The 19,654-nt window shown below is 62.9% G+C and carries 15 protein-coding genes; 13 read left to right on the top strand and 2 right to left on the bottom strand.

The features are described 5' to 3' along the window. The first annotated feature begins 24 nt into the window (after nucleotides 1-24). The 8 genes from ACFODV_RS15395 to ACFODV_RS15360 all read left to right on the top strand — a co-directional run bounded on the left by ACFODV_RS15395 (nucleotide 25) and on the right by ACFODV_RS15360 (nucleotide 13,173). The gene (locus ACFODV_RS15395) at nucleotides 25-264 is read left to right on the top strand and encodes a type II toxin-antitoxin system Phd/YefM family antitoxin (RefSeq protein WP_379761004.1); all 240 of its coding nucleotides are present in this window, start codon (nucleotides 25-27) and stop codon (nucleotides 262-264) included. A gap of 1 nt (nucleotide 265) precedes the next feature. Then, nucleotides 266-652 (top strand): type II toxin-antitoxin system VapC family toxin, encoded by a 387-nt coding sequence (locus ACFODV_RS15390; RefSeq protein WP_379761002.1) that lies wholly within the window; start codon nucleotides 266-268, stop codon nucleotides 650-652. Between the two features lie 31 nt (nucleotides 653-683). After that, entirely contained in the window at nucleotides 684-7,172 is a 6,489-nt protein-coding gene (locus ACFODV_RS15385; protein ID WP_379761000.1) for a DEAD/DEAH box helicase, read from the top strand. A 1-nt stretch (nucleotide 7,173) separates the two neighbouring features. After that, nucleotides 7,174-9,294, top strand: a complete 2,121-nt coding sequence (locus ACFODV_RS15380) for a UvrD-helicase domain-containing protein (RefSeq protein ID WP_379760998.1) — start codon at nucleotides 7,174-7,176, stop codon at nucleotides 9,292-9,294. Nucleotides 9,295-9,710: 416 nt separating this feature from the next. Then, nucleotides 9,711-10,529: an alpha/beta fold hydrolase gene (locus tag ACFODV_RS15375; RefSeq protein ID WP_379760996.1), complete on the top strand. Its 819-nt coding sequence runs from the start codon at nucleotides 9,711-9,713 to the stop codon at nucleotides 10,527-10,529. Further along, a complete protein-coding gene (locus ACFODV_RS15370; protein WP_379760994.1) occupies nucleotides 10,526-11,491 on the top strand; it encodes a GGDEF domain-containing protein in 966 nt (321 codons plus the stop codon). The genes ACFODV_RS15375 and ACFODV_RS15370 overlap by 4 nt, the downstream gene beginning before the upstream one ends. Before the next feature lie 104 nt (nucleotides 11,492-11,595). Beyond that, the gene (locus ACFODV_RS15365) at nucleotides 11,596-12,288 is read left to right on the top strand and encodes a hypothetical protein (protein WP_379760992.1); all 693 of its coding nucleotides are present in this window, start codon (nucleotides 11,596-11,598) and stop codon (nucleotides 12,286-12,288) included. A 282-nt stretch (nucleotides 12,289-12,570) separates the two neighbouring features. Then, entirely contained in the window at nucleotides 12,571-13,173 is a 603-nt protein-coding gene (locus ACFODV_RS15360; protein ID WP_379760990.1) for a class I SAM-dependent methyltransferase, read from the top strand. 98 nt (nucleotides 13,174-13,271) lie between these two features. On the opposite strand, the gene ACFODV_RS15355 is transcribed toward ACFODV_RS15360, so the two are convergent. Further along, nucleotides 13,272-13,769 carry an RES family NAD+ phosphorylase gene (locus ACFODV_RS15355; protein WP_379760988.1) on the bottom strand — a complete coding sequence of 166 codons (498 nt, stop codon included), beginning with the start codon at nucleotides 13,767-13,769 and terminating at the stop codon, nucleotides 13,272-13,274. Then, nucleotides 13,769-14,239 carry a type II RES/Xre toxin-antitoxin system antitoxin gene (parS, locus tag ACFODV_RS15350; protein WP_379760985.1) on the bottom strand — a complete coding sequence of 157 codons (471 nt, stop codon included), beginning with the start codon at nucleotides 14,237-14,239 and terminating at the stop codon, nucleotides 13,769-13,771. Before parS ends, ACFODV_RS15355 begins: the two co-directional genes overlap by 1 nt. A gap of 274 nt (nucleotides 14,240-14,513) precedes the next feature. On the opposite strand from parS, the gene lepA reads away from it, so the two are divergent. Genes lepA through recO form a run of 5 tightly spaced genes read left to right on the top strand, consistent with a single transcriptional unit; the run spans nucleotide 14,514 to nucleotide 19,557 of the window. Then, nucleotides 14,514-16,331 (top strand): translation elongation factor 4, encoded by a 1,818-nt coding sequence (gene lepA / locus ACFODV_RS15345; RefSeq protein ID WP_379760983.1) that lies wholly within the window; start codon nucleotides 14,514-14,516, stop codon nucleotides 16,329-16,331. Nucleotides 16,332-16,359: 28 nt separating this feature from the next. After that, the gene (gene lepB / locus ACFODV_RS15340; RefSeq protein ID WP_379760981.1) at nucleotides 16,360-17,163 is read left to right on the top strand and encodes a signal peptidase I; all 804 of its coding nucleotides are present in this window, start codon (nucleotides 16,360-16,362) and stop codon (nucleotides 17,161-17,163) included. 43 nt (nucleotides 17,164-17,206) lie between these two features. Then, the gene (gene rnc, locus ACFODV_RS15335) at nucleotides 17,207-17,911 is read left to right on the top strand and encodes a ribonuclease III (RefSeq protein ID WP_379760979.1); all 705 of its coding nucleotides are present in this window, start codon (nucleotides 17,207-17,209) and stop codon (nucleotides 17,909-17,911) included. After that, nucleotides 17,908-18,807 carry a GTPase Era gene (gene era, locus ACFODV_RS15330; RefSeq protein WP_379760977.1) on the top strand — a complete coding sequence of 300 codons (900 nt, stop codon included), beginning with the start codon at nucleotides 17,908-17,910 and terminating at the stop codon, nucleotides 18,805-18,807. Before rnc ends, era begins: the two co-directional genes overlap by 4 nt. Continuing rightward, on the top strand, nucleotides 18,808-19,557 hold the full coding sequence (gene recO / locus ACFODV_RS15325; protein ID WP_379760975.1) for a DNA repair protein RecO: 750 nt from the start codon (nucleotides 18,808-18,810) through the stop codon (nucleotides 19,555-19,557). Nucleotides 19,558-19,654: the final 97 nt, after the last annotated feature.

Below are 19,654 nucleotides of genomic sequence, written 5' to 3'. Positions count from 1 at the left end.
GTTAAACTAGATAAAAGGTGCGCCGTGAAATCCGTCAATATCCATGAAGCCAAGACGCGGCTCTCGCAGCTGATCGCCCGCGCCCAGCAGGGTGAAGGCTTCATCATCGCCAAGGCGGGCAAACCGATGGTGCGTGTCACTCCCATCGATAGCCCGGAGCCTGGCCATCAGAAGCGCCTGGGGTTCCTGGCCGGGCAGTTCAGGGTGCCGGATGATTTCGACCGCATGGCCGAGCACGAAATTGCCAGCATGTTCGGAGCTTGAGGTGAACCTGCTGCTGGATACCCACCTGCTGCTATGGGCGGCCGCTGAGCCCGAGAAGCTCTCGGCCGAAGCGGTGGCGTTGATCACCGATGACGATAACCGTCTCTATTTCAGCGCTGCCAGCCTCTGGGAGGTGGTGATCAAGAACAGCCTGCAGCGGCCAGACTTCCATGTCGATCCCCACCTGCTGAGGCGCGGCCTGGTCGATAACGGTTACAGCGAGCTGAGCATTAGCGCCCAGCACACCCTGGGGATAGCGCACCTGCCACCTATTCATAAAGACCCCTTCGACAGGATTCTGGTCGCCCAGGCAGAGGCTGAGGGGCTTTTGCTACTGACGTCTGATGAGTGGGTGGCCCAGTACCCCGGCCCCATTCGCCGCGTTTGATCCTTCGAAACCGATTTCAACAAGGACCGCTATGATCCCCGGCCTGCTAGCCAGCGAAGTCTCCGCGGCGCTACGCGAATTCATCGTCACCGGCTATGAAACCGAAACCGCGCCATTCAAGGGTGAGTTCCGCCGCCTGGTGGAGGAGCAGCAGGAGGGCGAGGCGTTCCTCAAGGGGCCTTATGTCTCCGTTGGCCTACCGTTTCTGACGGGTACCACCGGCTTGGGATTTTTCTCAGGGTTCGAGACGGAATTTCCGCCTTTTGCCCATCAGGAGCAGGCGTGGCGGCGGCTGATTTCCAGCGGGGTGGCGGCCAACACCCTGGTGTCCACCGGTACCGGTTCGGGCAAGACGGAATGTTTCCTCTATCCGGTGCTGGACCACTGCCAGCGAGAGAGCGGCCCGGGTATCAAGGCGATCGTGATCTACCCCATGAATGCCCTGGCCACGGACCAGGCTAAGCGTTTCGCCGAGATCATTCACAGCCAGCCGGCGCTCAAGGGCCTCAGGGTGGGGCTGTTTGTGGGCGGCGATACCGGTGGCAGCCAGACCATGGGGCCGGGGCAGGTGATTACCGACAAGGCGGTGCTGCGGGAGAGCCCGCCGGATGTGCTGCTTACCAACTACAAGATGCTCGACTACCTGCTGATGCGCCCCAAGGATCAGTCGCTGTGGGCCCATAACGGGCCGCAGACCCTGCGCTATCTGGTGGTCGATGAGCTGCACACCTTCGATGGCGCCCAGGGCACCGATCTGTCTCTGCTGATTCGCCGCCTGCGCGCGCGTTTCGATATGACGCCGGATCAGCTGATCTGTGTAGGTACCTCCGCGACCCTCGGGGGAGAAGAGAGCATCAGTGGGCTGCTGCACTACGCCGGCGATATCTTCTCTAGCCCCTTCCGGCGTGATTCGGTAATCAGCGAACAGCGTCAGACCGATTCCGAGTTTCTCGACAACATCGCCTTCCTCTCGCCCAACCCCGAGGTCGGGCCAGAAGACCTCAGGGTCGCGTTGCGCCATGGCCTCTCGGCCTATCTGCACAAGGCCTATGAGCTTTACTTCAGCAAGCCGCCGGGTGACGACCTGATGACGGACTCCGGCCGCACCGCCCTGGGCCGGGAACTGAAGCAGCACGGGCAGCTGGCCAACCTGTTGCGCCAGCTCAAGCTGAGCCCGGGAACCCCGACTTTCCGCGATCTGGCCGAGCGTCTGGCCGCCCAGATTCCCTCTCGCTTGCAGCGTCAGCCCGAGCTCGCGCTGATCGCGCTGCTCTCGCTGATGGCCCACGCGCGGGATACGGTGGGAAGGCCCTTCGTTCAGCTGCGCCTGCAGCTGTGGTCTCGGGAACTGCGCCGCATCGTGGGCAGCCTGCGCGAGCCTGGTCCACTGGTGGACCCCACGGAGGCGCTGGTAGAGGATGGCTCGACCAGCCGCCCGCCGCCGCTGCTGTCGTTTGGTGATGACCAGCCGCCCAGGGATCAGCGCCTGGTGCGCTTGCCGCTGGTGCAGTGTCGGGAGTGTCACGGCACGGCCTGGCTAACGCGCATGGAGATGAGTCATCCCACCGATCAGGTGGTGGAGACCGAGCTTCAGTCCATCTATTCGGCTTTCTTCGGCCACCAGCAGGAAACGACGCTGCTGCTGCCCTGGCAGCGGGGGGAAGCGCAGTCACCGGCAGGCATGCGGCTGGAGCACTTCCGGGTGTGTCGCGAGTGCGGCACCACCGCCGGGGTAGAGAGCGGTGCGGAGTGCAAGGGCTGTCAGGCCGGCGCTGATGCGCTGGTACGGGTCAGCAAGCCCCATCAGCTCAAGGAGGTGAAGCGGGGCAGCGTCAACAAGGTGATTCACGAGCACGACTGTCCCTGGTGTTCGGCCCGCTCCGCCCTGGTGGTGTTCGGTGCCCGGGCGGCCAGCCTCAGCGCGGTGGCTATTCACCAGCTGTTCAGCAGCCGCGATAACGACGACCGCAAGCTGCTCACCTTCAGCGATTCCGTTCAGGATGCCACCCACCGTGCGGGTTTCTTCGCCGCACGCACCTGGCAAAACAATGTGCGCATGGCGCTGACGCAGCTGTTGGAGAGCAGCACGGAGCCGCTGCCCCTGCTCGAGCTGCCTGCGCGCTTCGAGGCCTGGTGGCTGAATGATCAGGCGAGTCAGGGTAGTGGGCAGCAAGGGAAAGGCCATCAGGGGCGCCTGACACTGCCGCAATACCTGCGCGAGTTCATGCCCCCGGACAAGCGCTACCGAGCCGACTTTGAATTCTTCGAGCAGTCCGGCGAGGTCGCAGAGCCGGCGCCACTGCTCAAGCTGATTCGCGAGCGGATGCTGTGGCAGGCCCTGGAGGATCTCGGCTGGCGATCCCAGGTGGGGCGTTCACTGAACCGGCTTGGTATCGCGGCCGTGGGGTGGCCCCTGGAGCGGGCCAATCAGGCGGCCAACGCCTGGGCCAAGACGGTAGATAACACCCTGGGCTATCGCATTGATGCCGAACCGGCCAATGGCCTCATGCTCGGGTTGATGCAACATCTGGTCGGCCTCGGGGCGTTTGGGCTGGATGATCTTGGCGCCTACCGCCAGAAGTTCGGAAAAACCTACCTGCTCACTTTCCTCAACTATGCGCCGCCCATCGGGCCCGCCTCGCCGCGTCCGAAGTTTCCCGCGTCGGCCAAGGGGGAGGGCTATGAGCCACTGAGCCATGCCAGTGCCGCACAATCATGGTATGAGCGCTGGCTAGCCTGCCTGAACCCTGATGCGCTGATCGATCGCAAGCAGCTCGAGCAGGTGCTGATGGCGGCATTGTCGGCCCTCTGTGACTACGGCCTGCTGCGCGAGGAGGTGAACGAGCGCGGGGTCAGGCTCTGGTCGCTCACCCCGGAAAGCCTGACGATTACCACGGTGGTGGAGGCGGTGGAGTGCCAGGGCTATCGACCCATGCATGTGCCAGCCGCCCACGCCGAAGCTTGGCTGGGGCTCCCGCTGATCAGCGCGGCGCGCCCTGAGCTGGTGTATGAAAACGTGGTGCCGGTGCGAGATTCGCTCTATGGCAACCTTTACCGCCACGGTGAGATTCATCGGGTGATTGCCCACGAACACACCGGCTTACTGGCCGCCAGCGAGCGCATCCGGGTAGAAAACAGCTTCATCAAGGGCGAAAAGCCCTGGGAATATAACCTGCTCTCCGCCACGCCGACCCTCGAGATGGGTATCGATATTGGGGATCTCTCCAGTGTGCTGCTGTGTTCGGTTCCGCCGGCCCAGGCCAACTATCTGCAACGGGTCGGGCGAGGCGGCCGTAGGGATGGCAACTCCTTTGTGCTGACGGTGGCCAACGGCCGGCCCCATGACCTGGTGTTCTATGCGGATCCCAGCCGTATGCTGGATACCCCGGTGGAGCCGCCGGCGGTGTTCTTGAAAGCTCGCCATGTGCTTCGCCGGCAGCTGCTGGCCTATGCCATGGACTGCTGGACCCGCAAGGCCCGGGGCGATAACCAGATTCCCCAGGCCATGCAGCCGGTGCTGGATGCGGTGGAGAAGACCCAGGAGGATCGGTTCCCCTACACGCTGTTGAATTTCCTGAAGCATGGCATGCAGGAGATCTGGGATGGCTTCGCCAACCATGTGGCGACCGAGCTCCGTGGCGAGGACCTGGAGCTGCTACGCCAATATCTGTTTGGCGGGCCACAGCATCAGGACGATCATCTGCAGCTCTATTTGCTGGGGCGGCTGAAACTGGTGGCGGATGAGCGCCAGCGGATGGCCGCCACCGTCAAGGAGCTGGACAGGCAGCTGGAGAAGATGCGCAAGCGGCCTCAGGATGAATACACCCAGGCGGAGCTCGTCGAGCTCGAGCGGGAAGTGGCCGGCTACCGCAGCCTGCGCATTCGGTTGAACAAGCGCGAAACTCTGAACTTCTTTACCGACGAGGGGCTATTGCCCAACTACGCCTTTCCGGAGGAGGGCGCGACCCTGCGTTCAGTGATCTTTCGCTCAGAGAAGGGTGCCGGTGGCGATGGTGCCGAGCGAGAGTTCGTCAAGCGAGAGTACGAATACCAGCGGCCGGCTCAGGCGGCGCTCACAGAGCTCGCGCCGGAGGCGGTCTTCTATGCCGGCAACCGCAAGGTGAAGGTCTCCCGGGTAGAGACGGCCAAGGGACGCAATATTCAGCCGTGGCGCTTCTGTCCGCGCTGCCACTATTCGGCGCCGGCCGATGACCCCAAGGCAGGTTTCAGCGACAAGACGTGCCCGCGCTGTCATACCAATCGATGGGGCGATGAGAGCGCCCGCACCAGCATGTTGAAGATGACCCAGGTGTATGCGTTTACCAACGCCAGGGATGCCCAGTTGGACGACCGCTCCGATGACCGCGAGCCGGTGTTCTTCAACAAGCAGATGTTGATCGACTTCAATCCCGCCGATATCTCCATCACCTGGGTACTGGACGACAAGGAGCGACCGTTCGGGTTCGAGTTCATCCGCAGCGCCCGTTTCCTTGAGGTGAACTTCGGACGCCGGGAAGGCGACGAGATGTTCTTCGATGTGGCTGGTGAGCATATCCAGCGGGCCGGCTTCCCGATCTGCCGCGAGTGCGGCTCGGTGCAGTCCCGTGCGGCGGCTGCCGGCAAGGAAGAGCCAGCACACCTGAAGTCGTGCAGTTATTCCCGCGGGCCGAAGACGCTTGCCAGTGGCAAGCAGGGCGATTTACATCAGGACAGCGGCATCGAGAACTGCCTCTATCTCTACCGCCAGTTTGCCTCGGAGGCGCTGCGCATCCTGCTGCCCCGGCTTTCCAGCGGCGGCACCGAGGAGCAGGTGAACTCCTTTGTGGCGGCGCTGCAGCTTGGCCTGAAGCGCCGTTTCGGCGGCAAGGTAGACCACCTGCGGGTGGCCTATCAGAGCGAGCCGATCGGAGAGACCGACGAGCGACGCCACTTCATCGTGCTCTACGATTCGGTGCCCGGCGGCACTGGCTACCTGCATGAGCTGCTCAGCCGCGCAGAGAACATGCAGGAGGTGTTCCGCCAGGCCTATGAGGTGATGCAGGCCTGCGACTGCTATGACCACACCATGGATGGCTGCTACCGCTGCCTGCTGGAGTATCGCAACGCCTACGGCATGGAGAGCACCAGCAAGTCGCTGGCGCTGGAGATGCTCAAGGACGTGGTCGAGGGCGAGCATGAGTGGGTGCAGGACGATCAGGGGCTGAGTGCGCTCGGCGGCAATCCCTGGATCGATAGCGAGCTGGAGGCCCGCTTCCCGGAAGCGCTGGCCCGCTTCTCCGGTCACGAGTGCGTGGGTAAACAGAAGGTGCGGGTCTCCCAGGATGTGATTCGTGGCAAGCACGGCTATCGGCTGACGATCGGCGAGCTGGCCTACGAGATGGAGCCCCAGGCGGATCTGGGGATGGCCCAGGGCGTGCAGTTCGCCAGTCGCCCGGATTTCGTGCTGTGGCCAGTGCGCCATGGTCTGGCGCCCGTGGCCGTATTTCTGGACGGCTACAAGTTCCATGCGGAGAAGGCCAGCGACGACCTGCTCAAGCGTCAGGCGCTGATGCACGCCGGTTTCGTGGTATGGAGCCTGAACTGGTATGACGTCAACAAGGTGATGGGCGACAAGGCGATGGACGTGCCGTTGCCGGCAGGCATGACCTCGCCGGAGCAGAACCACGCGGCTATTGCCGGCCTGGCTAAGCTCGCCGGGGTGGCCAATCCGGTGCTGCACCACAGCAAGACCCCCTTCGAGCTGCTGGCGTCCTTCCTGACCCGGCAGCAGCCCGATGAGCTCGAGAAGCACGCGCTGCTGTTCGTGCTGCAGTGCCTGCCCGCCGGCTCAATGGCCGACCCCGCGGTGAAACAGCAGGGGGTCGATGCGCTGCACGGCCTGCCTGCGGCCTTTACCGATCGCACACCGGAACCGGTGGCGTTGGCCGGCGCTGTGGCGCTGAACGATGATCAGGGTGCGGCGGGCATCATCCTGCGGCTGCTGGCGGCCCCGGGGCTGCTCAAGACCTTCGACCTCGACGCCGCCATGGTCTCGATCTGCTACGAGCTGCGCCAGGGCAGCGAAGAGGCGGCCCGCTACCAGTGGCAGCGCTTCTGGGGGACCATCAACTTCCTGCAGTTTCTGCCACTGATGTACGCCTGGACCCCCGACTCAAGAAACAGCGGGATAGCCGCCGGCCTGCTTTGGCCCGAGAAGCGCAGTGCGTCAGCGGGGCCGACGCAACAGGCGACAGAGCCGACGTGGTATGCGCTGCTCGACGGCGAGCTTGCCGAGGCCCTGCGGGCGCTTGAGGTCAGCTGGCCGGAGCCCCCCCTGGTGGGTGATGACGTGGTGAATGCCGATGAGGAGATCATCGGTCAGGCGGAACTTATCTTCGAAGCGCACCGGCTGGCCTTCCTGCTGCCAGGCGACGAGGAGCAGATGGCCATCAGGCCTCAGCTGGAGGCCGAGGGCTGGCGCGTGGTGACGGACGTGGATGAGCTGGTAGCAGTAATCAACGGATTGGATTCAGGAGCCTGATATGGTCAGCGTGGCATTCTCGGACAAGTATTTCGACAGCTTGTTGAAGCTCACCCCGAACGAGCAGAGCCAGGCCAACAAGGCGGTAATGCTCTTCCAGCAGGACCCTCAGCATGGCGGCCTGCACTACGAGAAACTGACGGCCTTCAAGGACAGCAAGCTGCGCTCGATTCGGGCCAACCAGGATGTGCGCATCATTCTGGCCGCGGCAGAGAAGGAAGACCTTTACCTGATGCTCTACGTGGCTCACCACGAGCCCGCCTATGCCTGGGCGGCCAAGCGCAAGGTGGAGATCAACCCCAATACGGGCAGCCTGCAGGTGTTTACCGTCGAGGAGCGCCGAGAGGAAGCAGCGCCGGCACCGTCGTCCGCACCGGAGCTGCCGGGGCTTTTCGATACCATACGCGACCGCCAGCTACTGCAGCTGGGAGTGCCGGAGGAGGCGTTGGGGTTGGTCCGCAGCATGAGGATCGAGGCCGATCTGGAAACCGCTCACCTCAACGAGCAGATTCCTGCGGATGCCTACGAGGGGCTGTTCATGCTGATGGCCGGGGCCAGCTTCGAGGAGGCCTACGGCGAAGTGGTGCCTGCGGCCCCCGAAGCGGTGGATACCGACGACTTCGGTTCAGCACTGGCGCGCCCGGAGTCCCGCGCGCATTTCACCGTGGCTGAGAACGAAGAGGCGCTTCAGGCCGTACTCAATCAGTCACTCGAAAAGTGGCGGGTCTTTCTCCACCCCGCGCAGCGGCGCCTGGCCGAGGGCACGAAAAATGGTCCGGTTCGTGTGTTGGGCGGCGCCGGCACCGGCAAGACGGTGGTGGCCATGCACCGGGCAAAGTGGCTAGCCGAGCAGGTAGCCGGCTCTTCGACGCCAGGGCAGGAACAAAAGGTGCTGTTCACCACCTTTACCCGCAACCTGGCGGCGGATATCAAGCAGAACCTCCATAAGATCTGCTCGAGCCAGGCGCTCGAGCGTATCGACGTGATGAACCTGGATGCCTGGGTGGTCAGCTTCCTGAAAAAGCAGGGCTACGATTACGGTCTGCTGATGGATGCCCAGCAGCAGAAGCGGCTGTGGGAAGAGGCCTACTCGGAAAAGCCGGCCGCTATCGATCTGGGGCTGGCCTTCTTCCAGGAGGAGTGGGCCAGGGTCATCCAGCCCCAGTCCATTGGTAGCCTCGACGACTACAAGAAGGCCTCGCGAATCGGCCGGGGCACACGCCTGAACCGCCAGCAGCGCGTGGAGATCTGGCCGGTGTTCGAGCGCTTTCGCCATATTCTGGCCAGCAACTACCTCAAGGAGACCGATGACGCCTATCGCGATGCGCGACAGCTGCTCGAGACCAACCCCGAGCTGCGTCCCAACCTCTGTTCGGTGATCGTGGACGAGGCTCAGGATATGGGCTCCCAGGCCTTCATGCTGCTGCGTGCGCTGGTGCCACCAGGCCCCAACGATCTGTTTATCGTGGGGGATGGGCACCAGCGCATTTACGGAAAGAACAAGGTGGTGCTGGGTCAGTGCGGCATCGATATTCGCGGTCGGAGTGCCCGGCTGAAGGTGAACTATCGCACCACCGATGAGACCCGCAAACTGGCGGTCAGCATCCTGGAGGGTGTGGAGGTAGATGACCTGGACGGGGGACAGGACTCGCAGCAGTTCTACCACTCCCTGATGCACGGCCCGGTCCCTGAGGTGCGCTGTTTCGATTCACTGGACGAGCAGGCGCAGGCCATTCTGGAGGCCATGCAAGGCAACGGCCTGGCGCCCGAAGCCTGCTGCGTGATCGCCCGTACTCGCCGCGAGGTGGGGGAGTTGAAGGCCGCCCTGGAGAGCCGCCAGCAGCCCTGTCATCAGTTGGATGGTCGCAGCGCCGCCACCCCGGACGGTGAGTTGAACCTGGCGACCATGCATCGGGTGAAGGGCCTGGAGTTCGATGCGGTGTTCGTGGCCTCGGTGAACCGCGGCCTGGTGCCGCTGGCGCCGGTGATTCAGTCCGCTGCGGATGCCGTGACCCGCCGCCAGCGCGAGAACGAGGAGCGAGCATTGCTCTACGTCAGCCTTACCCGCGCCAGAAAGCTGGCGTTTGTTTATGGCTATGGGCAGATGAGTGAGTGGTTTTAAATATGCAGGTTAGCCATGGGTTGAGTGATCCTCACGCTACCGCGCCGGCCCATGGCTCCCATATTGCAATCCTTCCCATGCCATAGCCCCGAGATGCGGTTGTCGTTGTTCACCCAACGCTACGACTTCATCGTCCACTGCCTGGCCGAGTGCCTGCAGGTGACCTCCGGCGCCGGCGTCAAACGCGTCATCCTCCCCATGACCGCGCCGCGCACGGTGTCACCGTACTGCCGGACAGCCTGCCCGCCATCGGTGGCTTTAAGGCTGCCGGCCAGATGCCCCGCTGCTGTTGCTGGGCCAATGGTGGTAAGTATTCCTTGGTTTTCTGTACATGATGCCAACATAACGCACTTGGAAAAGCTGCTAGCATCGGTAGGCCATATCCCGTTCAACGGTATCGCTGTGAGAGAGTCCTTTTGAGTCAGGCCGACATCATCCGGCGTAATAACGTCAAGGTAACCGGGCAGGGAGGCCCCACCCTGCTGCTGGCCCATGGTTTTGGCTGCGACCAGAACATGTGGCGATTCATCACGCCGCAGCTCGAGCGTGACTATCGGGTGGTGCTCTTCGACTATGTGGGGTCGGGCCGCTCCCAGCTGTCGGCGTTCGATCGCGATCGTTACGCCAGTCTCGACGGCTACGCTCAGGATATCGTCGAGATCTGTGAGTCTCTCGACCTGGGAGACGTCACTCTGGTGGGCCATTCGGTGAGTGGCATCATCGGCCTGCTGGCATCACTTCAGGCACCGGAGTATTTTGCCGGCCATGTCATGGTCTGCCCCTCACCCTGTTTCTTGAACGTACCACCGGACTACGAGGGTGGATTCGAGCATCAGGACCTGCAGGACCTCATCGATCTGATGGACAAGAACTATATCGGCTGGGCTAACTACCTGGCGCCATTGGTGATGGGATCCGCCAATGGCGCGGCACTGGCGGGCGAGTTGTCCGGTAGTTTCTGCTCCACCGACCCCGTGGTAGCCAAGGCCTTCGCCATGGCCACCTTCTTCTCGGACTATCGCCATGTCCTGGCCGATGCCCAGCATCCATCGCTGATCCTGCAGAGCAGCCGAGACAATCTGGCGCCGCCGACAGTCGGCCGGTACATGCAGGCGCACATGCCGGACAGTACCTTGGCGATGCTCGAGATCGAGGGGCACTGTCCCCATATGTCCCATCCCGATCTGGTAGTGGAGGCGTTACAGGGGTTCCTGGCCAAGCGAAGACATTCATGAGGGCGCTGCTCTCTCCCGATCCCGACGACTTTCCTTGCGGGTGCCTGGTCGTTTCAGGCATTGACGAGCCCGGAAATCGCCTCATCCTCTATGCCAACCACTACGTTTCCGAGCAATTCGGCTTCGCCGCTGAGGGGCTCGTCGGGTCGCCGTTGTCGGGCATGCTGAGCCGGGCATCGACGGTCATCTTCGACGTTTATGTCTTGCCCACGGTGCTGCATGAAGGGCGCTGCAGCGAGGTGCTGCTGGAACTCCAGACACCCACTGGCAGCAAGTGCCCTGTGGTAGTCAATGCCCGGCGCCACTCGACGGACCAGACCCTGATCGTCCTGAGCCTGTTCGATGCCACCCAGCGCGACACGCTCTACCAGGAGCTGGTGGAGACTCGCCGCCTGCTGGAGGAGAAGGCGAGCATCCTGCAACATCTATCGTCCACCGATGAACTGACCGGTCTGCTGAATCGCAGGGAGCTCAACAAGCGCGCGGCGATCATGCTGGCTGAGGCCCGACGCTACGAGACGTCGGTTGCCGTGCTGGTAGTCGACATCGATCATTTCAAGGAACTCAACGATACCTTGGGGCATGCCGGTGGCGACAAGATCCTGGCCGAGTTGGGGAAACGCTTCCGGGAGCAGGGGCGGGCGACCGATATCGTCGCCCGCTACGGCGGTGAGGAGTTCGTCTTTGTGGTACCCAAGATGGACGAATTCAGAGTGCGGCAATTGGCCCAGCGACTCCATAAGGTTGCCAGCGAGGTGCCGGTTCCGGGAAAAGTGCTAACGGTCAGCATCGGCATCGGCTTGACCCACTCTCGGGACGATTTCCTTTATGAAACCCTATTCATGCGCGCGGACAAGGCGCTCTATGCGGCCAAGGCCGCCGGTCGTGATCGCAGCCTGTTTTTCGACGTCGATGCCCAGGACGTAGGGGAGCGAGTTATCGACCTCCTGCCTTCTTCCTGATGACGCATGTTGCTCTGCCATCACGTTGGCCAGGTTCTATACTGAAACTCTACTCAATGTTGTGTGCGCTGCGCTCCTTGCCTGCGCACGCCAGGAGAGAGGCAATGTTCCTGTCCTATGCGCGAGCGATACTGATCGGCGTATGCGTCTGCACCGCTGGGGCCACCCACGCGCAGACCAGTGCCCCTCCGGCGTTGACGGTTCAATCGGTTGAGGCTGGCGAGCTTTTCCCTCTTGTTCCCGGTGAAAGCACGTTCGAGGTGGTGGATGGAGACGGAGAGGGTAGGCAGGTACTGTTGGAACTGAGTGCCGCAGAGGGTGAAGGCCGCTGGGAAGTGCGATTTGGCGACTACAACATCCTCCATCTTTCCGAGCTTTCGGATGGGAGCGTGCTGCTTACCGGCCTGGATGTGCTGACGCAAGGTCAGATTGTGCTGTACGAGCCGCCCGTGGTGCTGCTGCCCAGCAGGATAGTGCCCGACCGGACATGGAGTGCCTCTGGGAGGGCCACGGTCGTTAACAGAGAGACGCGAGAGGTCGAACACACGGGTGAATACCAGCACCAAGTCATGCCCATCACTCGAGAGCGGTTCGCAACTCCGTCGGGTGATTACGAAGGGTTCCTGGTGCCGCTCGAACAGACCATTGAACTTGAGGCTCAGGCGGTGATCCGGTTGTGGCTCGACCTCGGCTTCTTCCCCGGCAAAGGGCTCGTGAAACGCTCGATGAAGTTCGTCGTCGACAAACCCATGTGGTTCGGCTCGACCACGCGGCGAACAGCAGAGCTCGTCCGTTAGGGCCAGATGTTGAGAGAACTGACAAGGGTTCTCCGCCTTTGGTGATCGGCTAAAGAGGAGCCTTGCTAAGTATGCTTACGATGGGCTCAGATTCTCTCTCCCGTCAGCAGGTGTAAAAAAGACCTTCCTGCTCCGCATATATTTCAGCTTTTTCACGACCCGTTACTGCATCGATGGGGTTCACACCGCCACCGTGAGAAAGCGCGGAATCATGATCCTGAGGTCATAGCGCTGAATTCGACGGAAAGGCGTACCAGAAAGAATGAAAAGGAATCTCCCGTCATGACTAAAGACAGGCTGTTTCCCGCCTCCGCCATGCCGGACAGGGACTGGTGGCATACGCTTTGGCCGAACCCTGAAAGGGTGGTCAGGGCCTTGCGCATCGGGCAGGGGATGACGGTTGTCGATCTCGGCTGTGGCGATGGGTATTTCACTGCCGCCATCGCCCGGCAAGTTGGCGAGGGGCGTGTCATTGGTTTCGACATCGACCCGGCCATGCTTGAACAGGCTCAAGCGGCGTGCGAAGGGATGTCGAATTGCAGCTGGCTGCTTGGGGATGCCATGGCGCTTCACCGTTTGCTGGCTGCGCCGGCAGACTATGTGCTGATCGCCAACACCTTCCACGGCGTACCGGACAAGACAGCATTGGCTCGCGTAGTTGCTGCGGCCCTGAAGCCCAATGGCCGCTTTGCCATCGTCAATTGGTACCCCTTGCAGCGGGAAGAGACGACCGTCCTCGGCCAGCCGCGAGGCCCAAAGACCGAAATGCGTATGTCGCCGGAACAAACCCGCATGATGGTCGAGCCGGCAGGCTTCAAGCTGGAGACTCGTGTCGAGCTGCCTCCCTATCACTATGGGGCAATTTTCATCCGTATAACGGCATGATCTTGAGTGTCGCGCGCGTTCCTGGCCGCCTTTGCGAGCGCTTGTTCTCCATTGCAAGGCGGGCTAACCGTTGCGCTGAGTCATATTGTGGAATTATTTCATCCGCCCGGCGGATGAAGCCGGGTATCCAGCGCAAAGGGCTCCTCGATCACGACTTCGTAGAGCCCTTCGGCCGTCACGGGGTTCATCACAATATTCCAGCTGTATCGGGAAACCGTGGAGGGGACGATGACGAAGGGATGTCGGTCCAGGAGCCTGTCGCCATGGGCCTGTTGGCCCTTGCCGGGTGAGCCGGGTATGAGCCAGTGAGGGTTGGGTAGCGAGTCGACGGTTATTCGATGAGCGCGCTCGGGTGCGAGGACGCGGGCGCAGATCAGGACGTGGGGGAGGGTGTCCAGGGCCTTGAATCCCTTGTGAGCGGCCACCTCGAGGATGGCGGTGGAGGGGTCGAGTGAGCCATACACGGCAGGGTGCCCCTTGGAGTTCCAGCGGCCGCCGGCAAGCTCCGCGCCGATGCCGCTATTCCAGCTTGCCAGGTGGCGTTTACGCTCCAGCCGCCAGAGGTGGAGTTCGCTGCTGGCGGACTGAACTGCCATCAGCTGTAGACTCCAAAGTCCATTCGGGTCAGGAAGTCGTCGACCAGCTCATAGCCTACCTGTGTGGTGATCAGGTCGATGGGCTTGCGACCCTCGAGCCCCATGGCGGGCGTATTCATCCAGCGCTGCGCCTCTTCGGGGTCACCGAATACGTCTTCAGCCCTGGTGAGCATCTCGGCAAAGCGCCAGGCGCGACTGCTCTGCTCTGCGCTCAGCGGCTCCGGGTTCTTGACCCGGCGATAGAGAGTGCGCTCGGACATGCCGATCACCTTGGCCACGATCATCTTGTCATGGCAGAGGTCGATGGATTCCACGAAGGTGATAATGTCCTGAGAGGGCAGTCCCTGCTCGATCAGCTCGTGAATCTCGAACGCCGAGCGCGCCTTGGCGGCGCGGCTGCCGATCAGGCGCTGAAGGGTGCGTTGCAGGATGTCGGGGGTATGCTCAGCGTGAGCCTCGGCGACGGTCATGGAGGTACCCTCATGATTTTGCCATCTGGCATTATCATAGGGTCACATGGCAGTCGTGTCGAGGCGCTGCTGAAAGCCTTCGTTCTACACGCCTAGGCTAAGTTGGCTGAACTAGATGACGGTTTATCAAACTGCGATAGCCCTGGCCAAGAGGGTGCGTCTGACGACAACCCTGCCTCCTCGCTGTACAATGTCGCCAACCTCTATTCTCGCGCTCGCTTGGGTACCTGCCCAATCTTGTACATGGGTGCGTACATGAACCGGATCTTGATGCATGTCTAATAGCGAAAACCGTAGTAAAATCAGTCATATACGGAATTTCTCGATCATCGCCCATATCGATCATGGCAAGTCGACCCTGGCTGACCGCCTGATCCAGAGCTGTGGGGGGCTCTCCGAGCGCGAGCAGAAGGAGCAGGTGCTCGACTCCATGGACCTTGAGCGCGAGCGCGGCATCACCATCAAGGCCCAGTCGGTGACCCTGGACTACCATGCCCAGGACGGCAAGACCTACCAGCTCAACTTCATCGACACCCCCGGCCACGTGGACTTCTCCTACGAGGTCTCGCGCTCGCTGTATGCCTGTGAGGGTGCGTTGCTGGTGGTGGATGCCGCCCAGGGCGTCGAGGCCCAGTCGGTGGCCAACTGCTACACGGCTATCGAGCAAGGGCTCGAAGTACTGCCGGTACTTAACAAGATGGACCTGCCCCAGGCGGACCCCGACAAGGTGGCCCACGAGATCGAGGAGATTATCGGCCTCGATGCCACCGATGCCTGCCAGGTTTCCGCCAAGAGCGGCCTGGGCATCGATGCCCTGCTCGAGCGGCTGGTACGTGATATTCCGCCGCCCCAGGGCGACCCCGATGGCCCGCTGCAGGCGCTGATCATCGATTCCTGGTTCGACAACTACCTGGGCGTGGTCTCGCTGGTGCGCATCTTCGACGGCACCCTGAAGAAGGGCGAGAAGATCCGCATCAAGTCCACCGGCCGCGACTGGGGGGCCAACGAGGTGGGCATCTTCACGCCGACCCGCAAGGAGACCGGCGTGCTGCGTGCCGGCGAGGTGGGGTTCATCGTGGCCGGCATCAAGGAGATCCAGGGCGCGCCGGTGGGGGATACCATCACCCACGCCAAGACGCCGAACGTCGAACGTCTGCCGGGCTTCAAGAAGGTCAAGCCTCAGGTCTACGCCGGCATGTTCCCGGTCAGCGCCGATGACTACGAGGACTTCCGCGACGCCCTGGAGAAGCTGGCGCTCAACGATGCCTCCCTGGCCTACGAGCCGGAAAACTCCGACGCCCTGGGCTTCGGTTTCCGGGTCGGCTTCCTTGGCACCCTGCACATGGAGATCGTCCAGGAGCGTCTCGAGCGCGAGTACAACCTGGACCTGCTGACCACGGCGCCGACGGTAGTCTATGAACTGGCGCTCAAGAACGGCGAGGTCGCCTATGTCTCCAACCCCTCCAAGCTGCCCGATATGGCGGACGTGGAGGAGATGCGCGAGCCGATCGTGCGGGCCAGCATTCTCGTGCCCCAGGAGTTTGTCGGCAACGTGATCACCGAATGCGAGAACCGTCGCGGCACCCAGAAGGACATGCAGTTCCTCGGCAGCCAGATCCAGCTGGCCTACGAGCTGCCCATGTCCGAGGTGGTGATGGACTTCTTCGACCGCCTGAAGTCGATCTCCAAGGGCTATGCCTCCCTGGATTACGGCTTCGAGCGCTTCCAGGCGGCCAAGCTGTCACGCCTCGACGTGCTGATCAACGGCGAAAAGGTCGACGCTCTGGCGGTGATCATCCATCGCGACCACGCCCACGGTCGCGGCCGGCTGCTGGTCGAGAAGATGAAGGAGCTGATTCCGCGCCAGATGTTCGACGTGGCCATCCAGGCGGCCATCGGCGGCCAGGTGGTGGCGCGCTCGACCGTCAAGGCGCTGCGCAAGAACGTGACTGCCAAGTGCTACGGCGGTGACGTCAGCCGCAAGAAGAAGCTCCTGGAGAAGCAGAAGGCGGGCAAGAAACGCATGAAGCAGGTCGGCCGGGTGGAGATTCCCCAGGATGCCTTCCTTGCGGTACTCAGGGTCAACGACTGATTTTCAAACGCTAGGAACACATACCCCCATGGACTTCTCCCTACTGCTGGTGGTGGCCGTTGCCTTCACCGGCTTTATCTGGCTGCTGGACCTCCTCTGGTGGCGCCCCGCTCGCCGCCGCGCCGCTGCCAACGCCGAAGCCGGCACTACCGAAGGGCTTGACCCCGTCGCCCGCGAGAAGGTGCTCAAGGAGCCCTGGCCGGTAGACTACTCGCGCTCCTTCTTTCCGGTGCTGCTGGTGGTGTTGGTGCTGCGCAGCTTCCTGGTGGAGCCCTTTCAGATCCCGTCGGGGTCCATGCGCCCGACCCTGGAGGTGGGAGACTTCATCCTCGTCAACAAGTTTACCTACGGCCTGCGCCTGCCGGTGGTGCACACCCGCATCGTCGAATTCAACGAGCCGGAGCGCGGCGACGTCATGGTGTTCCGCTTTCCCAACGAGCCCGCAGTGAACTTCATCAAGCGGGTGGTGGGCTTGCCCGGCGACACTCTGCGCTACGAGAGCAAGCAGCTCTACGTCAACGGTGAGCCGGTCCCCAAGCGGCTGCTGGAGGAGGGGCCCGCCGGCGCACCCAACGAGCTGCTGCTGGCCGAGCAGCTGGGCGAGCTCGAGCACCAGATCTACAATAACCCTCGAGACCCGGGCCCGCAGATGCGTGAGGTGGTGGTCCCCGAGGGGCACTATTTCACCATGGGTGATAACCGTGACCACTCCAACGACAGCCGCTACTGGGGCTTCGTGCCGGAGGAGAACATCGTCGGCCGCGCCTTCGCGGTTTGGATGAGCTGGAATGGCGGTCTGCCAAGCTTCACCAGCGTGCGTCGCATTCAGTGAGCGCCACATCAGTGCCGACAAGACATCAGATAACAGGATATCCGTGAGCAACTCCCTCAACGCCTTCAGCCGACGCCTCGGCCATGACTTCGGGGACCCCGCCCTGCTGGAACTGGCCATGACCCATCGCAGCGTCGGCGGGCAGAACAACGAACGGCTTGAGTTTCTCGGCGACTCCATCGTCAATTTCGTGATCGCCGAGGCGCTTTTTCGGCGCTTTCCCGACGCTCGGGAAGGGCAGCTCTCCCGCCTGCGGGCGCGACTGGTCAAGGGCCAGACCCTGGCCGAGCTGGCCCGCGAGATGGAGTTCGGTGAGCACCTGAGGCTCGGTTCCGGCGAGATGAAGAGCGGCGGGCATCGTCGCGAGTCGATCCTGGCCGATGCCGTGGAAGCGGTGATCGGCGCCATCTACCTGGATGCCGGCATGGAAGCGGTGCGCGTTCGCGTGCTGTCCTGGTACGCGGCACGGCTGGAAAGCACCAGCCTGCAGGACACCCAGAAGGATCCCAAGACCCGCCTGCAGGAGTTCCTGCAGTCGCGCCAGCTTCCGTTGCCCCGCTATGAGGTGGTCAACGTGGAGGGCGAGGCCCACTCGCAGACCTTCACCGTGGATTGCCACGTGGAAGTGCTCGACCCACACACTACCGGTGAGGGCGCCAGCCGGCGTCACGCCGAGCAGCAGGCCGCCGAGAAGGCCCTGGCCCTGCTTGAACCCGTCAGGGCCAACGCACAGGGAGCACGACCATGACCCAGATCTGCGGCTTCGTGGCCATTGTCGGTCGCCCCAATGTCGGCAAGTCGACGTTGATGAACCGTATCCTCGGCCAGAAGATTTCCATTACGTCGCGGCGTCCCCAGACCACGCGCCATCAGGTGCGTGGCATCAAGACCGAGGGGGAGACGCAGTTCATCTACGTCGACACCCCCGGCATGCATATCATGGCCAAGGATCGCAACAAGGCGATCAACCGCTTTATGAATCAGGCGGCGACCCAGGCCCTGCGCGACGTGGACTGCGTGGTGTTTATCATCGACCGCACTCGCTGGAGCGAGGAAGACCAGATCGTTCTGCAGCGCCTGGAGCACGTGAAGGCGCCGGTGATTCTGGCGGTCAACAAGGTCGATCGCCTGCAGGACAAGGCGACCCTGCTGCCATGGCTGGAGGAGGTCGGCGCCCGCCGCGAGTTCGCCGCCATCGTACCGATCTCCGCCAAGCACGGCACCAACGTGCCGGAGTTGGAGGCCGAAGTGGCCAAGCACCTGCCCGAGAGCATGCACTTCTTCCCGGAAGACCAGGTCACGGACAAGAGCCAGCGCTTCCTGGCCGCGGAACTGGTGCGCGAGAAGGTGACGCGTCAGCTCGGCGATGAGCTTCCCTACCAGATGACCGTTGAGATCGAAGAGTTCCGCGACGAGGGCAGGGTGGTGCACATCAGCGCCTTGATCCTGGTGGAGCGCCAGGGCCAGAAGAAGATCCTGATCGGCGAGAACGGCGAGCGCATCAAGAGCATCGGCCGGGAGGCCCGCCTGGATATGGAGCGCGCTCTGGATGCCAAGGTGATGCTCAATCTCTGGGTCAAGGTGAAGAGCGGTTGGTCCGACGACGAGCGGGCCCTGAAGAGCCTGGGCTACAACCTCGACTGAATGACCCCTGAACCCGCCTTCCTGCTGCACAAGCGCCCCTATCGCGAGACCAGCGCCCTGGTCGAACTGCTGACGCTCAACCATGGTCGGGTGAGGGCGGTAGCCCAGGGCGTGCAGCGCCCCGGCTCTCGCTCCCGCGGACGGCTGCAGCCCTTCTCGCCGCTGCACGTTACCTGGGTCGGCGAAGGGGAGCTCAAGCGCCTGCGGCTGATGGAGAGCCGCGGAGCCACGGCGCTTCTGGCCGGCGAGGGGTTGCTGTGTGGGCTCTACGCCAACGAGTTGCTGACCCGTACCTTGCACGTGGAGCTGCCGGTTCCCGAGGTGTTCGCCTTCTATACTGCGCTGCTCGAGGCGCTGCCGCGCCCCGCCGCCCGCGCCGGGGGGCTGCGGCGCCTGGAGGTCTCGCTGCTCGAGGCCCTGGACGCCATGCCGCGCTTCACCACCGCCGAGGGCGGCGAGTTGGACCCCCAGGCGCGCTACGTGCTGGACCCGGCCACGCGCGCCTTTCAGCCCGGCCAGCCCGGCCTGGATGGTCGCACGCTGCGCCTGCTGGGCGCCGGCGACTGGGACGCCCCCGGGCTTGCCGGCCCGGCCAAGGCGGTCACTCGAGCGGCGCTGGCGCCGCTGCTGGGTAGCCGGCCGCTGCGCTCCCGGGAGCTGATGCGCCAGCTTGCCGAACGCCGCCGGGCTGGCCTTTTGGGGGCTGGCCTTTTGGGGTCAGACCCTGAGGCCTCCCCACGAATAGAATAAGAAAATCAGTATATTAGGATTGAAAAAAGTCTGCATGGGCAGGCATGTTGTTAATCGCCAAACCAACAATATGCCGAGGAGCCCATGCAGACGCGCC

Origin of the sequence: Halomonas tibetensis (assembly GCF_042643535.1) — a bacterium.
Taxonomy (GTDB): domain Bacteria; phylum Pseudomonadota; class Gammaproteobacteria; order Pseudomonadales; family Halomonadaceae; genus Halomonas; species Halomonas tibetensis.
This window is presented reverse-complemented; position numbering and strand designations above follow the sequence as displayed.

Coding starts and splice junctions, on each gene's coding strand:
- ACFODV_RS15385 (WP_379761000.1), top strand. CDS start 684: ATGATCCCCGGCCTGCTAGCCAGCGAAGTCTCCGCGGCGCTACGCGAA.
- ACFODV_RS15380 (WP_379760998.1), top strand. CDS start 7,174: ATGGTCAGCGTGGCATTCTCGGACAAGTATTTCGACAGCTTGTTGAAG.
- ACFODV_RS15370 (WP_379760994.1), top strand. CDS start 10,526: ATGAGGGCGCTGCTCTCTCCCGATCCCGACGACTTTCCTTGCGGGTGC.
- ACFODV_RS15365 (WP_379760992.1), top strand. CDS start 11,596: ATGTTCCTGTCCTATGCGCGAGCGATACTGATCGGCGTATGCGTCTGC.
- ACFODV_RS15360 (WP_379760990.1), top strand. CDS start 12,571: ATGACTAAAGACAGGCTGTTTCCCGCCTCCGCCATGCCGGACAGGGAC.
- ACFODV_RS15355 (WP_379760988.1), bottom strand. CDS start 13,769: ATGGCAGTTCAGTCCGCCAGCAGCGAACTCCACCTCTGGCGGCTGGAG.
- parS (WP_379760985.1), bottom strand. CDS start 14,239: ATGACCGTCGCCGAGGCTCACGCTGAGCATACCCCCGACATCCTGCAA.
- lepA (WP_379760983.1), top strand. CDS start 14,514: ATGTCTAATAGCGAAAACCGTAGTAAAATCAGTCATATACGGAATTTC.
- lepB (WP_379760981.1), top strand. CDS start 16,360: ATGGACTTCTCCCTACTGCTGGTGGTGGCCGTTGCCTTCACCGGCTTT.
- era (WP_379760977.1), top strand. CDS start 17,908: ATGACCCAGATCTGCGGCTTCGTGGCCATTGTCGGTCGCCCCAATGTC.
- recO (WP_379760975.1), top strand. CDS start 18,808: ATGACCCCTGAACCCGCCTTCCTGCTGCACAAGCGCCCCTATCGCGAG.